At 53.9% G+C, this 14,445-nt stretch carries 11 protein-coding genes; 7 read left to right on the top strand and 4 right to left on the bottom strand.

The annotated features are described in order from the left end of the window. The 4 genes from HCZ99_RS20410 to HCZ99_RS20395 all read right to left on the bottom strand — a co-directional run. On the bottom strand, positions 1-1,070 hold a 1,070-nt coding region (locus tag HCZ99_RS20410), incomplete at its 3' end, for an autotransporter domain-containing protein (RefSeq protein WP_167448884.1). 193 nt (positions 1,071-1,263) lie between these two features. Next, entirely contained in the window at positions 1,264-1,848 is a 585-nt protein-coding gene (locus HCZ99_RS20405) for an isochorismatase family protein (RefSeq protein ID WP_167448883.1), read from the bottom strand. Positions 1,849-1,944: 96 nt separating this feature from the next. Then, a complete protein-coding gene (locus tag HCZ99_RS20400) occupies positions 1,945-5,652 on the bottom strand; it encodes a vitamin B12-dependent ribonucleotide reductase (protein ID WP_167448882.1) in 3,708 nt (1,235 codons plus the stop codon). 835 nt (positions 5,653-6,487) lie between these two features. Then, positions 6,488-7,351, bottom strand: coding sequence for a LysR family transcriptional regulator (locus HCZ99_RS20395; protein WP_167448881.1), 864 nt, complete (start codon positions 7,349-7,351; stop codon positions 6,488-6,490). Between the two features lie 103 nt (positions 7,352-7,454). Between HCZ99_RS20395 and HCZ99_RS20390 the strand changes: the two genes are divergently transcribed. The 7 genes from HCZ99_RS20390 (at position 7,455) to HCZ99_RS20360 (ending at position 14,439) form a co-directional block, all read left to right on the top strand. Then, positions 7,455-9,053 (top strand): proton-conducting transporter transmembrane domain-containing protein, encoded by a 1,599-nt coding sequence (locus HCZ99_RS20390; protein ID WP_167448880.1) that lies wholly within the window; start codon positions 7,455-7,457, stop codon positions 9,051-9,053. Further along, positions 9,050-11,533 (top strand): YbcC family protein, encoded by a 2,484-nt coding sequence (locus tag HCZ99_RS20385; protein ID WP_167448879.1) that lies wholly within the window; start codon positions 9,050-9,052, stop codon positions 11,531-11,533. The genes HCZ99_RS20390 and HCZ99_RS20385 overlap by 4 nt, the downstream gene beginning before the upstream one ends. A gap of 230 nt (positions 11,534-11,763) precedes the next feature. Then, positions 11,764-12,126 (top strand): NADH:ubiquinone oxidoreductase subunit NDUFA12, encoded by a 363-nt coding sequence (locus HCZ99_RS20380; protein WP_167448878.1) that lies wholly within the window; start codon positions 11,764-11,766, stop codon positions 12,124-12,126. 140 nt (positions 12,127-12,266) lie between these two features. Further along, complete coding sequence (mlaD, locus tag HCZ99_RS20375; RefSeq protein ID WP_167448877.1) at positions 12,267-12,719, top strand: outer membrane lipid asymmetry maintenance protein MlaD; 453 nt, start codon at positions 12,267-12,269, stop codon at positions 12,717-12,719. A 131-nt stretch (positions 12,720-12,850) separates the two neighbouring features. Further along, positions 12,851-13,126 carry a hypothetical protein gene (locus tag HCZ99_RS20370; protein ID WP_167448876.1) on the top strand — a complete coding sequence of 92 codons (276 nt, stop codon included), beginning with the start codon at positions 12,851-12,853 and terminating at the stop codon, positions 13,124-13,126. Positions 13,127-13,134: 8 nt separating this feature from the next. Then, complete coding sequence (locus tag HCZ99_RS20365; RefSeq protein ID WP_167448875.1) at positions 13,135-13,569, top strand: DUF2155 domain-containing protein; 435 nt, start codon at positions 13,135-13,137, stop codon at positions 13,567-13,569. 276 nt (positions 13,570-13,845) lie between these two features. After that, the gene (locus HCZ99_RS20360; RefSeq protein WP_167448874.1) at positions 13,846-14,439 is read left to right on the top strand and encodes a YceI family protein; all 594 of its coding nucleotides are present in this window, start codon (positions 13,846-13,848) and stop codon (positions 14,437-14,439) included. Positions 14,440-14,445 lie beyond the last annotated feature (6 nt).

Genomic DNA, 14,445 nt, shown 5'->3' with positions numbered 1-14,445 from the left:
GTTGTCCAACCGGTTTCCTGATAGCTGCCATTGTTAAAGGCCGTGGTGAGGTCAGTATCGTTATAGCCAAGCGACAGGCCGGCAATCAGGGCATCGGCGAACCGGTAATCCAGACCAATGTTATAGCCCCACACATCGCCGTCGTAGCGGCTGTCCGTGGCGCCACTGACATAGTCGTTATCAACCGAGGTAAAGGAGCCATGCCCCCAAACCGTAAAGGGCGTGGTGGTGGCAAAGGCTGCGCGGCCGTCAATGCCGTCAGCACCGCCAATATCGCCCTGATCGGTTGGGCCGAGGCCCAGCATATCCATGCCAAGGCCCGTGGAGCTGTCAAAGCTTCCCATCATCGCCATGCGGCGCAGGGCGTCATCGCGGTTGGTGATGCTGGTTTTGCGGTTTTTGGGGGGAATGTCGACAAGATTGGTATTCTCGGGCTGGGGCTCGGTATCGGGCGTGCCGGGCCGGCCGATGCTGGAATTGCCGTTTGCCGATGCGATACGTGCCCCGATATTTTGCTGAATGACGGTGGTTTGGGAGCGTGAGACAGCATTGACAACGGCGGACGAGGTGCTTGTAGAGGATGTCGATGTCGATGACGGGGTTGCTTTAAGAGTGCATGCGCCTGTCATGGTATATGTCGCGCCGACGCCTTCAAAGCGAAGGAGGCCGTTTGTTGTATCTTCTGGGATCTCGAAGGACAGGGTGATTGTGTCACCTTTTTCAGAATTGGCGTTCGTGATCGTCTGATTGTTGCCGGTGTTGATATTGTCCGTATAGGTAAATTTATAGTTGATTGTCGTAGCGGGGTTATCATGTGTGAAGGTAATCTTGGCGATCTCGTTCGCACTAAAGGCGCTGGAGATCTGCAAGCCATCCGAGGTTACTGAGAAACTGTTTAGCTGATTACAGCCAGCGCTTAGGGCAAAGGCACTGTTGGCAAAGGGCAGGGATACGCCCGTAAGGGAAAATACAAACAGCCCGTTTTTAAAGAGAGCTTTGCATACCAAAGCGAGCGAACGCGCATCTCTTGCGCCTTTTCGGCCAGTGCGCGTTTCAATCATTGGTAACATAATAGCCTTCCAGTGCTCGGAGTTATCAACCTGAGGTGAAAGACCAGTATGCTGTTTTTCGGACAAAGGATACTAAAAAGGCATTGATGTGAGTGATTTACCCCTAAATATCGATTTTTTCTTGGTTTTGATCAAAAAGGCCGCACGTTTTTGCCAAGTGAATCATTTTTTGCCACGACGCGCCGACGGATGGTTACCCCGGCAGGGCGGTAATCACATTTTTGCTTTGAGTTAGGGTGCAATATTCCGATGCCAGCACGGCGGCATAAAGATCAAACACATCCTGTGCGGCGAATGTTTTGCCGTTGGTATCGGTGACATCAATTGCGGTGGTTGCGTCAAGCGGTAGATGGCAATCAAAGCCAAGGCAATGTGCCGCGCGGATCGAGACATCCATCGAATTATGAATGACAACGCCGGTAAAAATCAGGCGTTCAATACCCCGGTCGCGCAGATGTTGTTCAAGGTCGGTGCCGATGAAGGCGCAATTGACGGTTTTGGTGATGACGGTTTCACCGTCCACGGGCAACGCTTCGTCCTTAAACGGTTGGCCGAGGCCGTTGACATAGAAGCTTGAGGCCGGGTTGGCTTCTTCGTGGCGGATGTGGATGATCGGCAGGTTGGCTGCGCGAAAGGCTTTCAGCAGCTTGGCAATCGCATCGATGTAGCCGGGATTGTTTTTGCTGTTCCAGCGCGGGTTATCGATGGCTTTTTGCACATCCAGCACGATGAGCGCGGTGTCGGTTCCAAGGGGTGTCTCAAAGTCGGGCAGGGACATAACGCATTCCTTTTTGATGTCCAAAAACAAAACCGGCCGGGAGAGTATCCCGGCCGGTTTGCTGATGAGATCAGAAGTTCGGTAAGGCCGGAGCCCTTAGGAACAACCGGTGGTCGCACCACAAGAGTCACATTTAAGGCAGGTGCCGTTTCGGACCAAGGTGAAGTTGCCGCAATCTGGGCAACCATCGCCCTCGTAACCCTTCATGCGGGCTTCGCGGATCTGGTCCATTTTGGCATCAACCTTGGCCGTGACTTCTTCGCCCGCGGTCAGGATTGCCGAGGTCTGCGGGGCAGCCGGGCTTGCCGTGGTGGTTGAAGCGGTTGCGGTTTCAGCCGTGTGGCTGTGGCCATCTGTACCGGTTGATTTAACTTCGACAACGCGTTCCTCGGTGGTGGCACCGCCATCGACAACATACAGGTTGCGACGTACGAAGCCGCTTGAGGCCACTTTGCGGATGGTTTCAATCGCCTGATCGCCAGCTTTTTCAGCGGTTTCGCCAAGGTCACCTTCGGCCACACCTTCGCCGACCGCATCCGGGAGGATGTCAGAAGGCTGGACGTGGGCGAGGTCATTACGACCAAGGTAAGAAATCGCCAGTTCACGGAACATGTAATCAAGGATCGAGGTCGACATCTTGATCGCATCGTTGCCAGAAACCATGCCCGACGGCTCGAAGCGGGTGAAGGTGAAGGCTTCGACATATTCTTCGAGCGGCACGCCGTACTGAAGGCCAATCGACACCGCAATGGCGAAGTTGTTCATCAGGGATCGGAAGGCGGCACCTTCTTTGTGCATGTCGATGAAGATTTCACCGAGTTTGCCGTCTTCATATTCACCGGTACGCAGGTAAACCTTGTGACCGCCAACGGTGGCCTTTTGGGTGTAGCCTTTGCGGCGGCCCGGAAGCGAACGACGGTCGCCACGGATGACGCGTTCGATGATTTTTTCAACGATCTGCTGGGATGCAGCCGTTGCTTTGGCGGCTGACGGTTGATCTGCAAAGTCGTCTTCTTCGACGAGGGCAGAGTTCAGCGGCTGGCTGAGTTTCGAACCATCGCGATAGAGCGCGTTTGCTTTCACACCAAGACGCCAAGACAGCATGTAAGCTTCTTTGCAATCTTCGATGTTTGCCGTGCTTGGCATGTTGATGGTTTTGGAAATCGCACCCGAGATGAACGGCTGGGCTGCTGCCATCATGCGGATGTGGCTTTCAGCCGACAGATAACGTTTGCCGATGCGGCCACACGGATTTGCACAATCAAAGACCGACAGGTCTTCGTCACGCAGATGCGGTGCCTGTTCAAGGGTCATCGCGCCACAGACATAGGTGTTTGCCTGTTCGATCTGTTTGCGATCAAAGCCAAGAGCAGCCAGCATGTCAAAGTCCATGCTGTTGATGGCTTTGGCATCAAGACCCAGCTGATTGACACAGAAGTCATCGCCAAAGGTGTATTTGTTAAAGACGAACTTCACATCAAAGGCGTTTTTCAGCGCACCTTCGACCTTGGCAATGGCGTCGTCGTCAAAGCCCTTGGCTTTGAGGTCATCATGGGTGATGGACGGTGAACCAACCAAGGTGCCATGACCAACGGCATATTTTTCAATGTCGCGGATCTGGTTTTCGGTATAGCCGAGGGTTGCCAAAGCAACCGGAACGGTGCGGTTGATGATTTTGAAGTAACCGCCGCCGGCGAGTTTCTTGAATTTCACCAGTGCGAAGTCCGGCTCGATACCGGTGGTGTCGCAATCCATGACCAGACCGATGGTGCCGGTTGGGGCAATAACGGTGGTCTGTGCGTTGCGGTAACCGTGCTTTTCGCCAAGCTCAAGCGCCTTGTCCCAAGCGGCACGTGCGGCAACCGGAAGATCGGCATAGGGGCTGTCGGCAGCGACCAGCGGAACCGGATTGATGGCGAGGCCTTCGTATCCGTCCTGTTCGCCGTAAGCAGCACGGCGATGGTTGCGCATCACGCGCAGCATTTCCTGTGCGTTGTCGGCATAACCCGGGAATGCACCCTGTTCGCCAGCCATTTCAGCCGAGGTTGCATAAGACACACCACACATGATCGCGGTGAGGGACGCGCCAATCGCACGGCCTTCGTCGCTGTCATAGGAGATGCCCATGCTCATGAGCAGGCCGCCAATGTTGGCATAGCCAAGGCCCAGCGTACGGTAACGATAGGAGAGTTCAGCAATACGATCTGACGGGAACTGAGCCATCAGAACCGAGATTTCAAGAACGACGGTCCACAGACGCACAGCATGTTCGTAGGCTTCGATATCGACACCGCCATCGTCAGAACGGAAGTTCATCAGATTAAGGGATGCCAAGTTACATGCGGTGTCATCAAGGAACATGTATTCCGAGCACGGGTTAGACGCGTTGATGCGACCCGAGTTCGGGCAGGTGTGCCATTCGTTGATGGTGGTGTCGTACTGGATGCCCGGATCAGCACAGGCCCAAGCAGCTTCGCCAACTTTGTCCCACAATTCGCGGGCGGCGATGGTTTTGGACACTTTGCCATCGGTACGACGGATCAGATCCCAGTTGCCGTTATCGAGAACAGCCTGCAGGAAGTCGTTCGAAACACGAACAGAGTTGTTCGAGTTCTGGCCCGATACGGTCAGGTATGCTTCGGAATCCCAGTCAGTGTCATAGGTTTTGAAGCTGATCTCGGTGAAGCCCTGACGGGCGAATTCGATGATCTTGTTGATATAAGAATCCGGGATCATGACAGCGCGTGCGGCCAACACAGCTTCTTTGAGCTGCGGGTTCTGACGCGGCAGGAAACGATCTTCGGAATCGGCTGCACCATCCCAGTTGTTGCAAGCAGCAAGAACGGCGGTCAGGTGTTTTTCAGCCAGTTTGGAACCGGCAACAAGAGCGGCAACTTTTTGCTCTTCGACGACTTTCCAGTCGATATATTCTTCGATATCTGGGTGATCGATATCAACCACGACCATTTTGGCCGCACGGCGCGTGGTGCCGCCCGATTTGATGGCACCGGCTGCGCGGTCACCAATTTTCAGGAAGCTCATCAAGCCAGATGAACGACCGCCGCCCGACAGGCTTTCGCCGCCGCCACGAACGTTCGAGAAGTTCGAACCCGTACCAGAACCGAATTTGAACAGACGTGCTTCACGGGTCCAAAGATCCATGATGCCGCCTTCGTTGACGAGATCATCGGCAACCGACTGAATGAAGCAAGCGTGTGGCTGCGGATGTTCGTAAGCGCTGGCCGATTTGGTCAGTTCGCCGGTTTTGAAATCAACATAGGAGTGACCCTGTGCCGGGCCATCAATCCCATAGGCCCAATGCAGACCGGTGTTGAACCACTGCGGGGAGTTCGGCGCACCCATCTGGTGGGAGAGCTGATAACGCATTTCATCAAAGAAAGCCTGCGCGTCGTCTTCAGCGTCGAAATATCCGCCTTTCCAGCCCCAATAGGTCCAGGTGCCCGCAAGGCGGTCAAAAACCTGGGTCGCGCTGGTTTCGCTGATGTAGCGTTCTTCGGTCGGCATTTTTTCGAGTTTGGCAACGTCAGGTGCCTGGCGCCACAGCCAGCTTGGCACGTCTTTTTCTTTGACCGGTTTAAGGGCAACCGGAACACCGGCCTTACGGAAGTATTTCTGTGCCAGAACGTCACTTGCCACCTGTGACCAGGTCGCCGGGACGTCAATGTCCTTCATTTCAAAAACAACCGACCCGTCGGGGTTTTTGATGACGCAGGACGACTTACGAAAATCGATGTCGGCATAAGGGCTGACGCCGTCCTGGGTGAACTTTCTGGTAATCCGCATGGTTTGCTCCGGTTTTGATCAGCCGTGTCGCAGCGCGTGTTGTTCTGCGCCAGAGTCGACTGATACTAATATAGTTTGCTCAATGGTTAGATGCTGCCCCATCTGACCATTTTTTGCGGTCTTTTCTGGATCAGCGATAACTATCAGTATCGTTGGTATTTGATGGAAATCTTCCCCTCGGAACTTTTTGCTCCGTGGGCGGGACTATAAAAGCAAAATCCCGTGCCCGTCTACCAAACTTTGTGGTTGACAGTGATTTTTTACACAACATGTTGTGCTTCGATCGCTGTCTTACGGATTTTATGGTTGGGGGATTCTCGTTAACAATCTCTGAATCGGCTCAGAAATCGCAGAATACTGCGGCTTTGGCGGCAGTTGGAGTGTGGTTCGTGTTTAAGACTCGAACTACATCTAGTGGCGCGACATGGGTGTCGTCCACAAGCCAAAGCAACCTAACCCCGTTGGCAACGAATTTCCAGAGGGAAGCTTAAAACTTACGCTGCCGTAACGTTTTTTATGGCGTTTTATGCGGTTAAATAATTGATTTATTTAGGGAAATAGGTGGGCGGTGTGGGCGAAAAAAACATGTGATCTGTGTCACGCCCGTTTCGCAGCCTATGGGCACATATTGTGGATAAGCGAGTGGACAAACCCCTGCACCATATGTGGCTCAATGAGTCGTCGCACCCCAACAAGCTGTGGGTTGTTAGCGAGGGTAAAATTACCCGTAAATCCACAAGAACAATGCCCGGCATTGACGGGGCACGTAATCCTTTAGAGTCGCGTACCGAATTATGGTTAGAGCGTGCCCGTTGATGATGTGGCCGTCGTTGTCCTAGCAGACCAGCGACAAGACAGGGTTGGGGAACTTGCGCCGGACGGTGACGGCATAAAAGGTTTCAAGAATGTCGGGCAGCACGTGGGCTTCGATCAGGCGGCCGGACACAATTTCATCTTTGACCACGATCGACGGGATGACGGCAAGACCGGCCCCTTCGCGGGCGAGCAAACGCATCATTGCCATGTCTTCGACCTCGGCAGCGATTTGTGGGGTGACATCAAGCCGATCACACAGCGCGTCAAAATGCATGCGCATGACGCTGGAATAGGCGGGCAAGATCAGCGGTACGGTGCTGATGAGTTCCTGGATGCTGTGATGTTTCGGGCAAAGGTCCGGGGTGCAAATCAAACCGACCGGCTGGGTATCAACCGCCTGTACGACGAAATCGGAAAGCGCATCGGCATCGGGTGGCTGATTGGTCAGGACCACATCAAGCTGCAAGGCGGTTAAGGCCGGGATCAGTTCCGCCGAACTTCCCGAGCGCAGAATGATTTCAACATCCTTGCGGCCCAGTGCCGGTTTTAAAAACGATAACTGAAAGTTTCGCGACAGGGTGGAAATGGCCCCAACCCGAAGCGGACGGCGCGCCATGCCAGTTTGTTTGAGGGTGTTGAGCAGTTCGCGCCCAGTGGTGAAAATAGAATCGGCGTGATCAAGGGCGATGCGCCCGGCCTCGGTCAGGATCAGGGAGCGGCCACGGCGATCAAACAGCTTTTGCCCAAGCCGATCTTCGAGTTGGCGGATCTGACTGGACAGGGCCGATTGCGACACATTGAGCTTTTCCGCCGCCCGGGTCAGGTGGCCTTCGTGGGCGACAACATGGAAATAGCGCAGGTGGTGGTAATTCAGATCAGCCATATCGTTCACTTAAACAGAACAAAACAATAGAATCTATATATTTTAATTTATCATGAGCTTGATCTTATTGTCAGCGCAAATCGCGTTAGACAGGAGACAATTCGTGATTCCAGCATCCATATTGCCATTGGCCGTGACGCTTTGCCTGACCTTGGTCGGGGGGATCGGATTTATCCGTGCGCAAAAGATTGGCCGCCGCGCGGCCCTGTTGATCAATATCTTATGCGTTGGCGCGATGGCCGCCGCGATTGGCAGTGCGATCTTGCTGGGACTTTCGGGAAGCAGCAGCCACACGATTGCCAGTTGGGGAATTGTCGCGTTTGGCACCCGGATCGATATTGTCAGTGTCACCATGTTGTGTCTGGTGGCGTTTTTGGCGTGGGTTATTTTGCGCTACAGCCTGAATTACCTACGTGGTGAAAAGCGCCAAGGAGCGTTTATCGGGTTTATGGGCCTGACATTGGCCAGTGTGACCGGGCTTGTGCAGTCCGACAACCTGATTCAACTGGCGTTTTTCTGGATGCTGACCAGTTTGTTGCTGCACCGGTTGCTGTTGTTTTATCGGGACCGGGCAGGGGCAAAGCGCGCACAGCGTAAGAAGTTTGTCATTGCCCGGATTGGGGATGTGGCCCTGATCAGTGCGATTGTCCTGACCTATGTGCATTTCCATACCGTGACGTTTGGGCAGCTTGCGCAGATGAACACATCTGTCCCGGCGGGCACACCGGTTGGACTGATCACCGCGCTGTTTGTGATTGCTGCGATGATGAAATCAGCACAGTTCCCCACCCATGGCTGGATCACGGAAGTAATGGAAACGCCAACCCCGGTGTCGGCCTTGTTGCATGCCGGGATTGTTAATGCCGGTGGGTTCCTGATCATTCGGTTGGCCGACATTATGGTGTTGGCACCTGCGACCATGGCCGTTCTTGCCGCGGTTGGGTTGGTGACGGCATTGTTTGCCAGTGCGGTGATGATGACCCAGACGGCCGAGAAAACCACGCTGGGTTGGTCAACCATTTCGCAGATGGGGTTCATGATGGTGCAATGTGGCCTTGGCCTGTTTGCGTTGGCTTTGCTGCATATCGTTGCCCATTCCCTTTATAAAGCGCACGCATTTTTATCGTCGGGCAGTGCGATTGACCGCGTGCGCAGCCACAAAAAACTTGGCCGTCAGGCGCCAGTGACCTTTGGTAAAGCTGCATTGGCATTTGGTGTGGCGGTTGTTGTTTGTGGTGGCGTCGGGGCGGCGTTTGGTGTCGAGGATAAGGCACCACAGGCGATTGCGCTGGGGCTGGTCTTGGTGGTTGGGCTGACGCAATTGATGTTGTCGGGCCTGCGCGAGACGGGTGGGGCGATGGCCGCGATGTGGGTTGGCCTTTTATCGCTTGTGATGTCGTCGGTTTATTTCGGATTGCATGCCGGGACCGAGTGGCTTGGCAGCACGGTTTTGCCCGCCGCACCAATGCCAGATGGCGCAATGTGGGGTTTGATCGGGGTGCTGGTGATCGGGTTTGCCGGGCTTAGCATTGTTCAGGTGATGTTGCCCAAGATCGCCACCGCGCCGTTGATGACCAAGGCGCGGGTTCATTTGGCCAATGGTCTTTATATCAATGTTGTTTTTGATCGTTTGGCGGGGACGTGGTCGACGCGAAAGACCGTCGCCATTGCACATGCAGATCAGAGCGGAGAAAAATCATGAATATCGCTGTTTCAAATATCGCCGATGATCTGAAAATTGATCTGCCAAATGATGGTGTCGATCCACATGCCGCGTCGGATGCCAAATTGCGTGCCGCGATGGACACAGCGACCCGCCAGATCGCACCGGCCTGGTCGTTGCAAAGCACGGTGGCGGTTAATCCGTTTTTGGGCCAAACGCAGCAAAACTTGGCAGAGGTCGCCGCACGACTTGAAAAGCTGAGTGGCAAAAGCGTGTTCATGCCGCTGGAGTGGTACGCCAATAAAATCGCATCTGGTGACATCAGCAGCCATGATTTGCAGGTTGCCCTTGATGCGTCGCCCTATGCCGATAAGCCGGCAACGGTTGAAAGCCTTAAACAAATCGTGGGCACGGCCCATGCGCCAAATCAAAAGATCGCAACGATTGCCCAACTATGTGCGACCGCGTCGGGGCAGGATTGGCCCGCGGTGATTGAAAAATCGGTTGGTAAATGGGCGGCGAATTACTTTGACGCCGGGGTGGCGATTTGGCCGCTGGATCGGGATGCGGCATGCCCGTGGGCATCATGGAAACAGTGGGCGGCACATGATTACAGTGCCAATATTCTGGGATTGTCCAAATTCCGTTCTGCGGTGCGTGATCTGCCAGATGATATTGAGGGCGCGATCAAGGTTATGTTGGGGCGGATCAACCCGGCGCAGATGGGACTGGAAAACCAGTTTTATCAGTCGTTGTTGAGCGTGAATGGCTGGTCACAATATGCGCGGTATCATCATTGGACAGCGGAGCTTAATGGCCAGAAAGACGATACGGTCGCGGCCCTGTTGGCGGTGTGTCTAAGCTGGGATTATGTGCTGTTTGAAAAATATGGCGCGCAGATCAAAGACGGCTGGCAGGCCTCCCTGACCGCGTTGGCCGATCCAAGTGGCCCCGGTGCGCATCATATTGCCTGCGAGATTTTGCAGGTGGCTTATGAAAACAGTTGCCAGCGGGGGCTTGCGGCGAAGCTTGGCAATGGCGATCAGGCCGCAGCCAAAACATTGCGCCCGGCCATTCAGGCGGCGTTTTGCATTGATGTTCGGTCCGAGGTGTATCGCCGCGCGTTGGAAGCCGTCGATCCGATGATTGAGACGTTTGGCTTTGCCGGGTTCTTTGGCCTGCCGGTGCAACATCATGTGCATGATGTGCATGGAAGTGATGAGGCCGAGGGGGATCATTGTGCACACGCCGATGAAAACCGGTTGCCGGTTTTGTTAAAGCCGGGCCTGCACAGTAAGGCGACTGCCAAGGATCGGCACACAACAACGCGGCCTTGGTATCAGTTTAAAACCGCGGCGGTATCGTCCTTTGGCTTTGTCGAATCGGCGGGGCCGTCTTATGTGTGGAAGCTGATCAAAGCTAGTTTGAATATCGGTCCGAAAATCGTGGCGTCGGCGTCCGATAAGCCGGTATTTGACCCGCCATTAAACGATAAAGATGCCTGCGATACGGCGGAGAAAATCCTGCGTGCCATGGCGCTTACGGATAACTTTGCCAAGCTTGTTTTGTTGGTTGGGCATGGGGCGCATGTGACCAATAATCCGCATCAAAGCGCGCTTCATTGCGGGGCGTGCGGTGGCCATGCGGGGGATGTGAATGCGCGTCTTTTGGCCGGGCTGTTAAATCAAAAATCAGTGCGGTCTGATTTGCAGGGCCGGGGCATTGAAATCCCCGAGGATACGGTTTTCATTGCCGCGTTGCATGACACCACCACCGATTATGTCAGCCTGTTCGATAGTGATCTGTCGGCGGATGGAATTGACGACGGCATTGATCGTTTGAAGCAGGTATTGGCACAGGCATCTTTGTTGGCGAGGACCGAACGGGCAGGGAAGCTTCCTGGTGCGGACAGTGCCAGCGATGTTGCGCGCCGGGCACTGAGCTGGTCAGAAACGCGGCCGGAATGGGGTCTTGCGGGATGTCGGTTTTTCATTGCCGCACCACGCCATTACAGTGCGGGGGCGGATTTGGCCGGGGAAAGTTTCCTGCATAATTATGATCGGGTGGCGGATGCCAAAAACAATCACGCGGTGCTTGAACTTATTTTGACCGCGCCGGTTGTCGTCGCCAGTTGGATCAGCCTGCAATATTACGGATCGACTGTGGCGCCCGATTTGTTTGGTGCGGGCAATAAGCTTTTGCATAATGTGGTTGGCGGGATCGGCGTTTATGAAGGCAATGGCGGGGATCTTCGTACCGGCCTGCCGATCCAGTCGGTGCATAATGGGAATGATTTTGTTCATCATCCAGCAAGGCTGAGCGTGTGTGTCGATGCGAGTACCGATGCGATCAACGCCGTTCTGGCCCGCCATCTCGAGGTCAAGGCGCTGTTTGATCATAATTGGCTGCATCTGTTTGCCTTTAACGCGCAAGGGCAGCTTTCTGTGCGCTATGCCGGGGATTTGAATTGGATCGACGCGGGGCCGTCATTTGGGGCGGCGTTGCCAAAGGCCGCATAAGGATGGTTTCAGGGAAGTGCGAAGGGGGCGTGGTGAACCGGTAAATGCTTGTGATCGGTGAAATGTTTCCGGTTTTGGTTGTTGTTCGGTCGGGTGAGGGTGCCCGGCCACCTGAAACATTGACTTTGGGCGCACATCACGACATATAAGAGCCTTGTTGACCGCATGGCACCCCGTATGTGTCTTGCGCCGCGTTTGGCGGACAAACCAAATCTGGAGAGAGACCCAACATGGCCACCGTCGGCACCCGTATTTATACTGCGCTGTTTGGCAAGCGCGTTGGCGAAGATCGTTTCGGCAATGTCTATTACACCGAAAAGAACGCGGCCAAAGGCCGTCGCACCCGCCGTTGGGTGGTCTATAAGGGTATTGTTGAAGGGTCGAAAGTACCGGCTGAATGGCATGCATGGCTGCATTACACCGTTGATGCGCCGCTGTCTGATAAGGCCGAAGACCGTTATGATTGGCAGAAAGAACATCTGCCGAATTTGACCGGCACCAAACATGCCTATCGCCCGGCTGGCCATGAATACCAAGGTGGTCAGCGCGCCAAAGCAACCGGCGATTACGAGGCATGGTCCCCGGAAGGGTGATCGACCTTTTAAAATAGTTTTTAAAAGCGGGCGCGGGGAAACTCGCGCCCCTTTTGTGTTTTGTGTCTGTTTTGCAGTGTTGTATTTTTTACCCACGCAAGACAATATACCGATCAAAGAAGTTCAAAGCGGATAGGGTCATGAGCAACAGACTAGTCGAAAGCCTTGCAGGTGCTGCGGTGATTGCCGTTGCAATCGGATTTGCGGCCTATTCTTATTCCCGTGCCGGAATCGAGGAGGTGGAAGGCTATGAAATTTCTGCCAATTTTAACCGGGTTGATGGACTGAACGTTGGCAATGATGTGCGCATTTCCGGTGTGAAAGTCGGCACCGTGACGTCACAGGACCTTAATCCCCAAAGCTTTATGGCGGTGGTCAAAATGTCGGTTCGATCCGATATTGAATTGCCTGCAGATAGCTCGGCGAAAATCGCGTCGGATGGGTTGCTTGGCGGTAAGTTCATCGCGCTTGAACCGGGCGGTGACATTGACATGATCGCGCCGGGCGGCGAGGTCCAATACACCCAAGGATCGGTCAATCTTGAAGATTTGATTGGTCAGGTGATTTATTCGACGACCAACAGCGATAAATAATCGCGAAATATGGTTGGCGTTTTGGGGGCATTGGGACGAATGCCCCCTATATTTTAGACAGCCATGATTTTGCCGATTTTTCCGACAAGTATCACGCGTCGCAGTTCGCAATAAGTTCTTCGGAGCGGTTGATGAAGAAGACCGACAATGTGCAGCATTTTCCAACATGGCAGGCGCCCGATGGATCGCCATTGTCCTGCGTGGAAAAGATCAAAGTCCTGAATGATAATTTCGCCGAGTTGCGCGAAATTATGCAGGATGCGATGGAAGATGCGTTGTTGATGGGCTGCGACGAAGATCAGTTCCGCACGGTGATGCAGGGGCTGGTGGATGAGCTTCATAACCCGTATGGCGAAGCTTCAAAAACGCGTGCCGACACAAGCAATAAAAGCGATAAACAGGACTGAATGACACGATGAAACGACCTTTAGCGATTGCCGCTGTTTTTTCGACATGTGCACTGCTCGGAACGGCGGCCGCGGCCCTGGATTATCGCCCGCAAGCGGTTGCGGAGCTTCAGGGGCTTGATAAAATTACGGCGCGTATTTCGACCTTTAAGGTCCCGGTTGGGGAAACAGCGAAATTTGGCAGCTTGGAAATCACGGTCGATGCGTGTTACCGCACCCCGCCCGAAGAGCTTCCGGAAAGTGCCAGCTTTTTGAAAATCAGTGACGTTCATGATGATGGCCGCGAAACCAGCGAGCAGCTGTTTTCAGGGTGGATGTTTGCATCGACCCCCGGCTTATCGGGAATGGAACATCCGGTGTATGACGTGTGGCTCAAAGAATGTGTTTCCAAAAAGGAAGCACAAGCCGCACCACAGGGCCAGCCCGCACCGAAAGACAATTAAGCCAAGCGTCTGTTAGATCAAACGCCAAAGCCCCTAATGCCGCCATGGACTAGGGGCTTTTGTTTTGCCAATTGGGTTGCTGCGCTGGGCTTTTTCCCAGTTCATCGTTCGCAATTTGGCGGAAATATGGCTGGGAATTCTTTTATTGTTTCCAAAATAGAACAAGAATGTTGCCGGTGCACCGTCTTGAGGGTGGAAGGGAGTGCTGGCATTCTGAATTTACTCAATTTGCGGATCAGGTGTTCCTGTCCGTTCATTCACAAGAAGGAAGTTATTATGTTTCATTCGATTAAAAAGGTTGGCGTTGCGCTGACCATCGCAGCGGGTCTTTCTGGTGCAGCGTTTTCGGCACAGGCAGCAGATACCTATAAAATGGATCCGAGCCACACCAGCGTGATCTTTATCGTTAACCACCTGGGTTTTTCGAACTATCAGGGCCGTTTTGGTGGCGCATCGGGCGAACTGACCCTTGATCGCGACAATCTTGAGGATGCATCCGCCGTCATCAATATCGATCTGACCAAGATTGAAAGCGGCGATGCAGAACTTAACAAACACATGCAGTCGAGCGATTTCTTTGACGTTGAAAACCACCCGACCGCAACGTTCAAAAGCACCGACGTTGAAGTGACCGGTGACAACACCGCGAAAATCACCGGCGATCTGAGCTTCTTGGGTGAGACCCATCCGCTTGTTCTGGACGTGACCCTGACGGGTGAGGGTGACAACCCGATGACCAACGACCATACCCTTGGTTTTGCGGCAACTGGCACCGTGACCCGTACCGATTACGGCATGGACTTCCTGAGCGGTGCGGTTGGCGATGATGTCGATCTGCAGATTTCGTCCGAATTCTTGAAACAGAAGTAATTTCGG

This window comes from Thalassospira lucentensis (assembly GCF_011806425.1).
GTDB lineage: Bacteria > Pseudomonadota > Alphaproteobacteria > Rhodospirillales > Thalassospiraceae > Thalassospira > Thalassospira lucentensis_B.
This window is presented reverse-complemented; position numbering and strand designations above follow the sequence as displayed.

Bases quoted from the DNA above. Each gene is read 5' to 3' on its own strand.
- HCZ99_RS20380 (WP_167448878.1), top strand. From the start codon at position 11,764: ATGGCCACCGTCGGCACCCGTATTTATACTGCGCTGTTTGGCAAGCGC.
- HCZ99_RS20365 (WP_167448875.1), top strand. From the start codon at position 13,135: ATGAAACGACCTTTAGCGATTGCCGCTGTTTTTTCGACATGTGCACTG.
- HCZ99_RS20405 (WP_167448883.1), bottom strand. From the start codon at position 1,848: ATGTCCCTGCCCGACTTTGAGACACCCCTTGGAACCGACACCGCGCTC.
- HCZ99_RS20385 (WP_167448879.1), top strand. From the start codon at position 9,050: ATGAATATCGCTGTTTCAAATATCGCCGATGATCTGAAAATTGATCTG.
- mlaD (WP_167448877.1), top strand. From the start codon at position 12,267: ATGAGCAACAGACTAGTCGAAAGCCTTGCAGGTGCTGCGGTGATTGCC.
- HCZ99_RS20400 (WP_167448882.1), bottom strand. From the start codon at position 5,652: ATGCGGATTACCAGAAAGTTCACCCAGGACGGCGTCAGCCCTTATGCC.
- HCZ99_RS20370 (WP_167448876.1), top strand. From the start codon at position 12,851: ATGAAGAAGACCGACAATGTGCAGCATTTTCCAACATGGCAGGCGCCC.
- HCZ99_RS20395 (WP_167448881.1), bottom strand. From the start codon at position 7,351: ATGGCTGATCTGAATTACCACCACCTGCGCTATTTCCATGTTGTCGCC.
- HCZ99_RS20360 (WP_167448874.1), top strand. From the start codon at position 13,846: ATGTTTCATTCGATTAAAAAGGTTGGCGTTGCGCTGACCATCGCAGCG.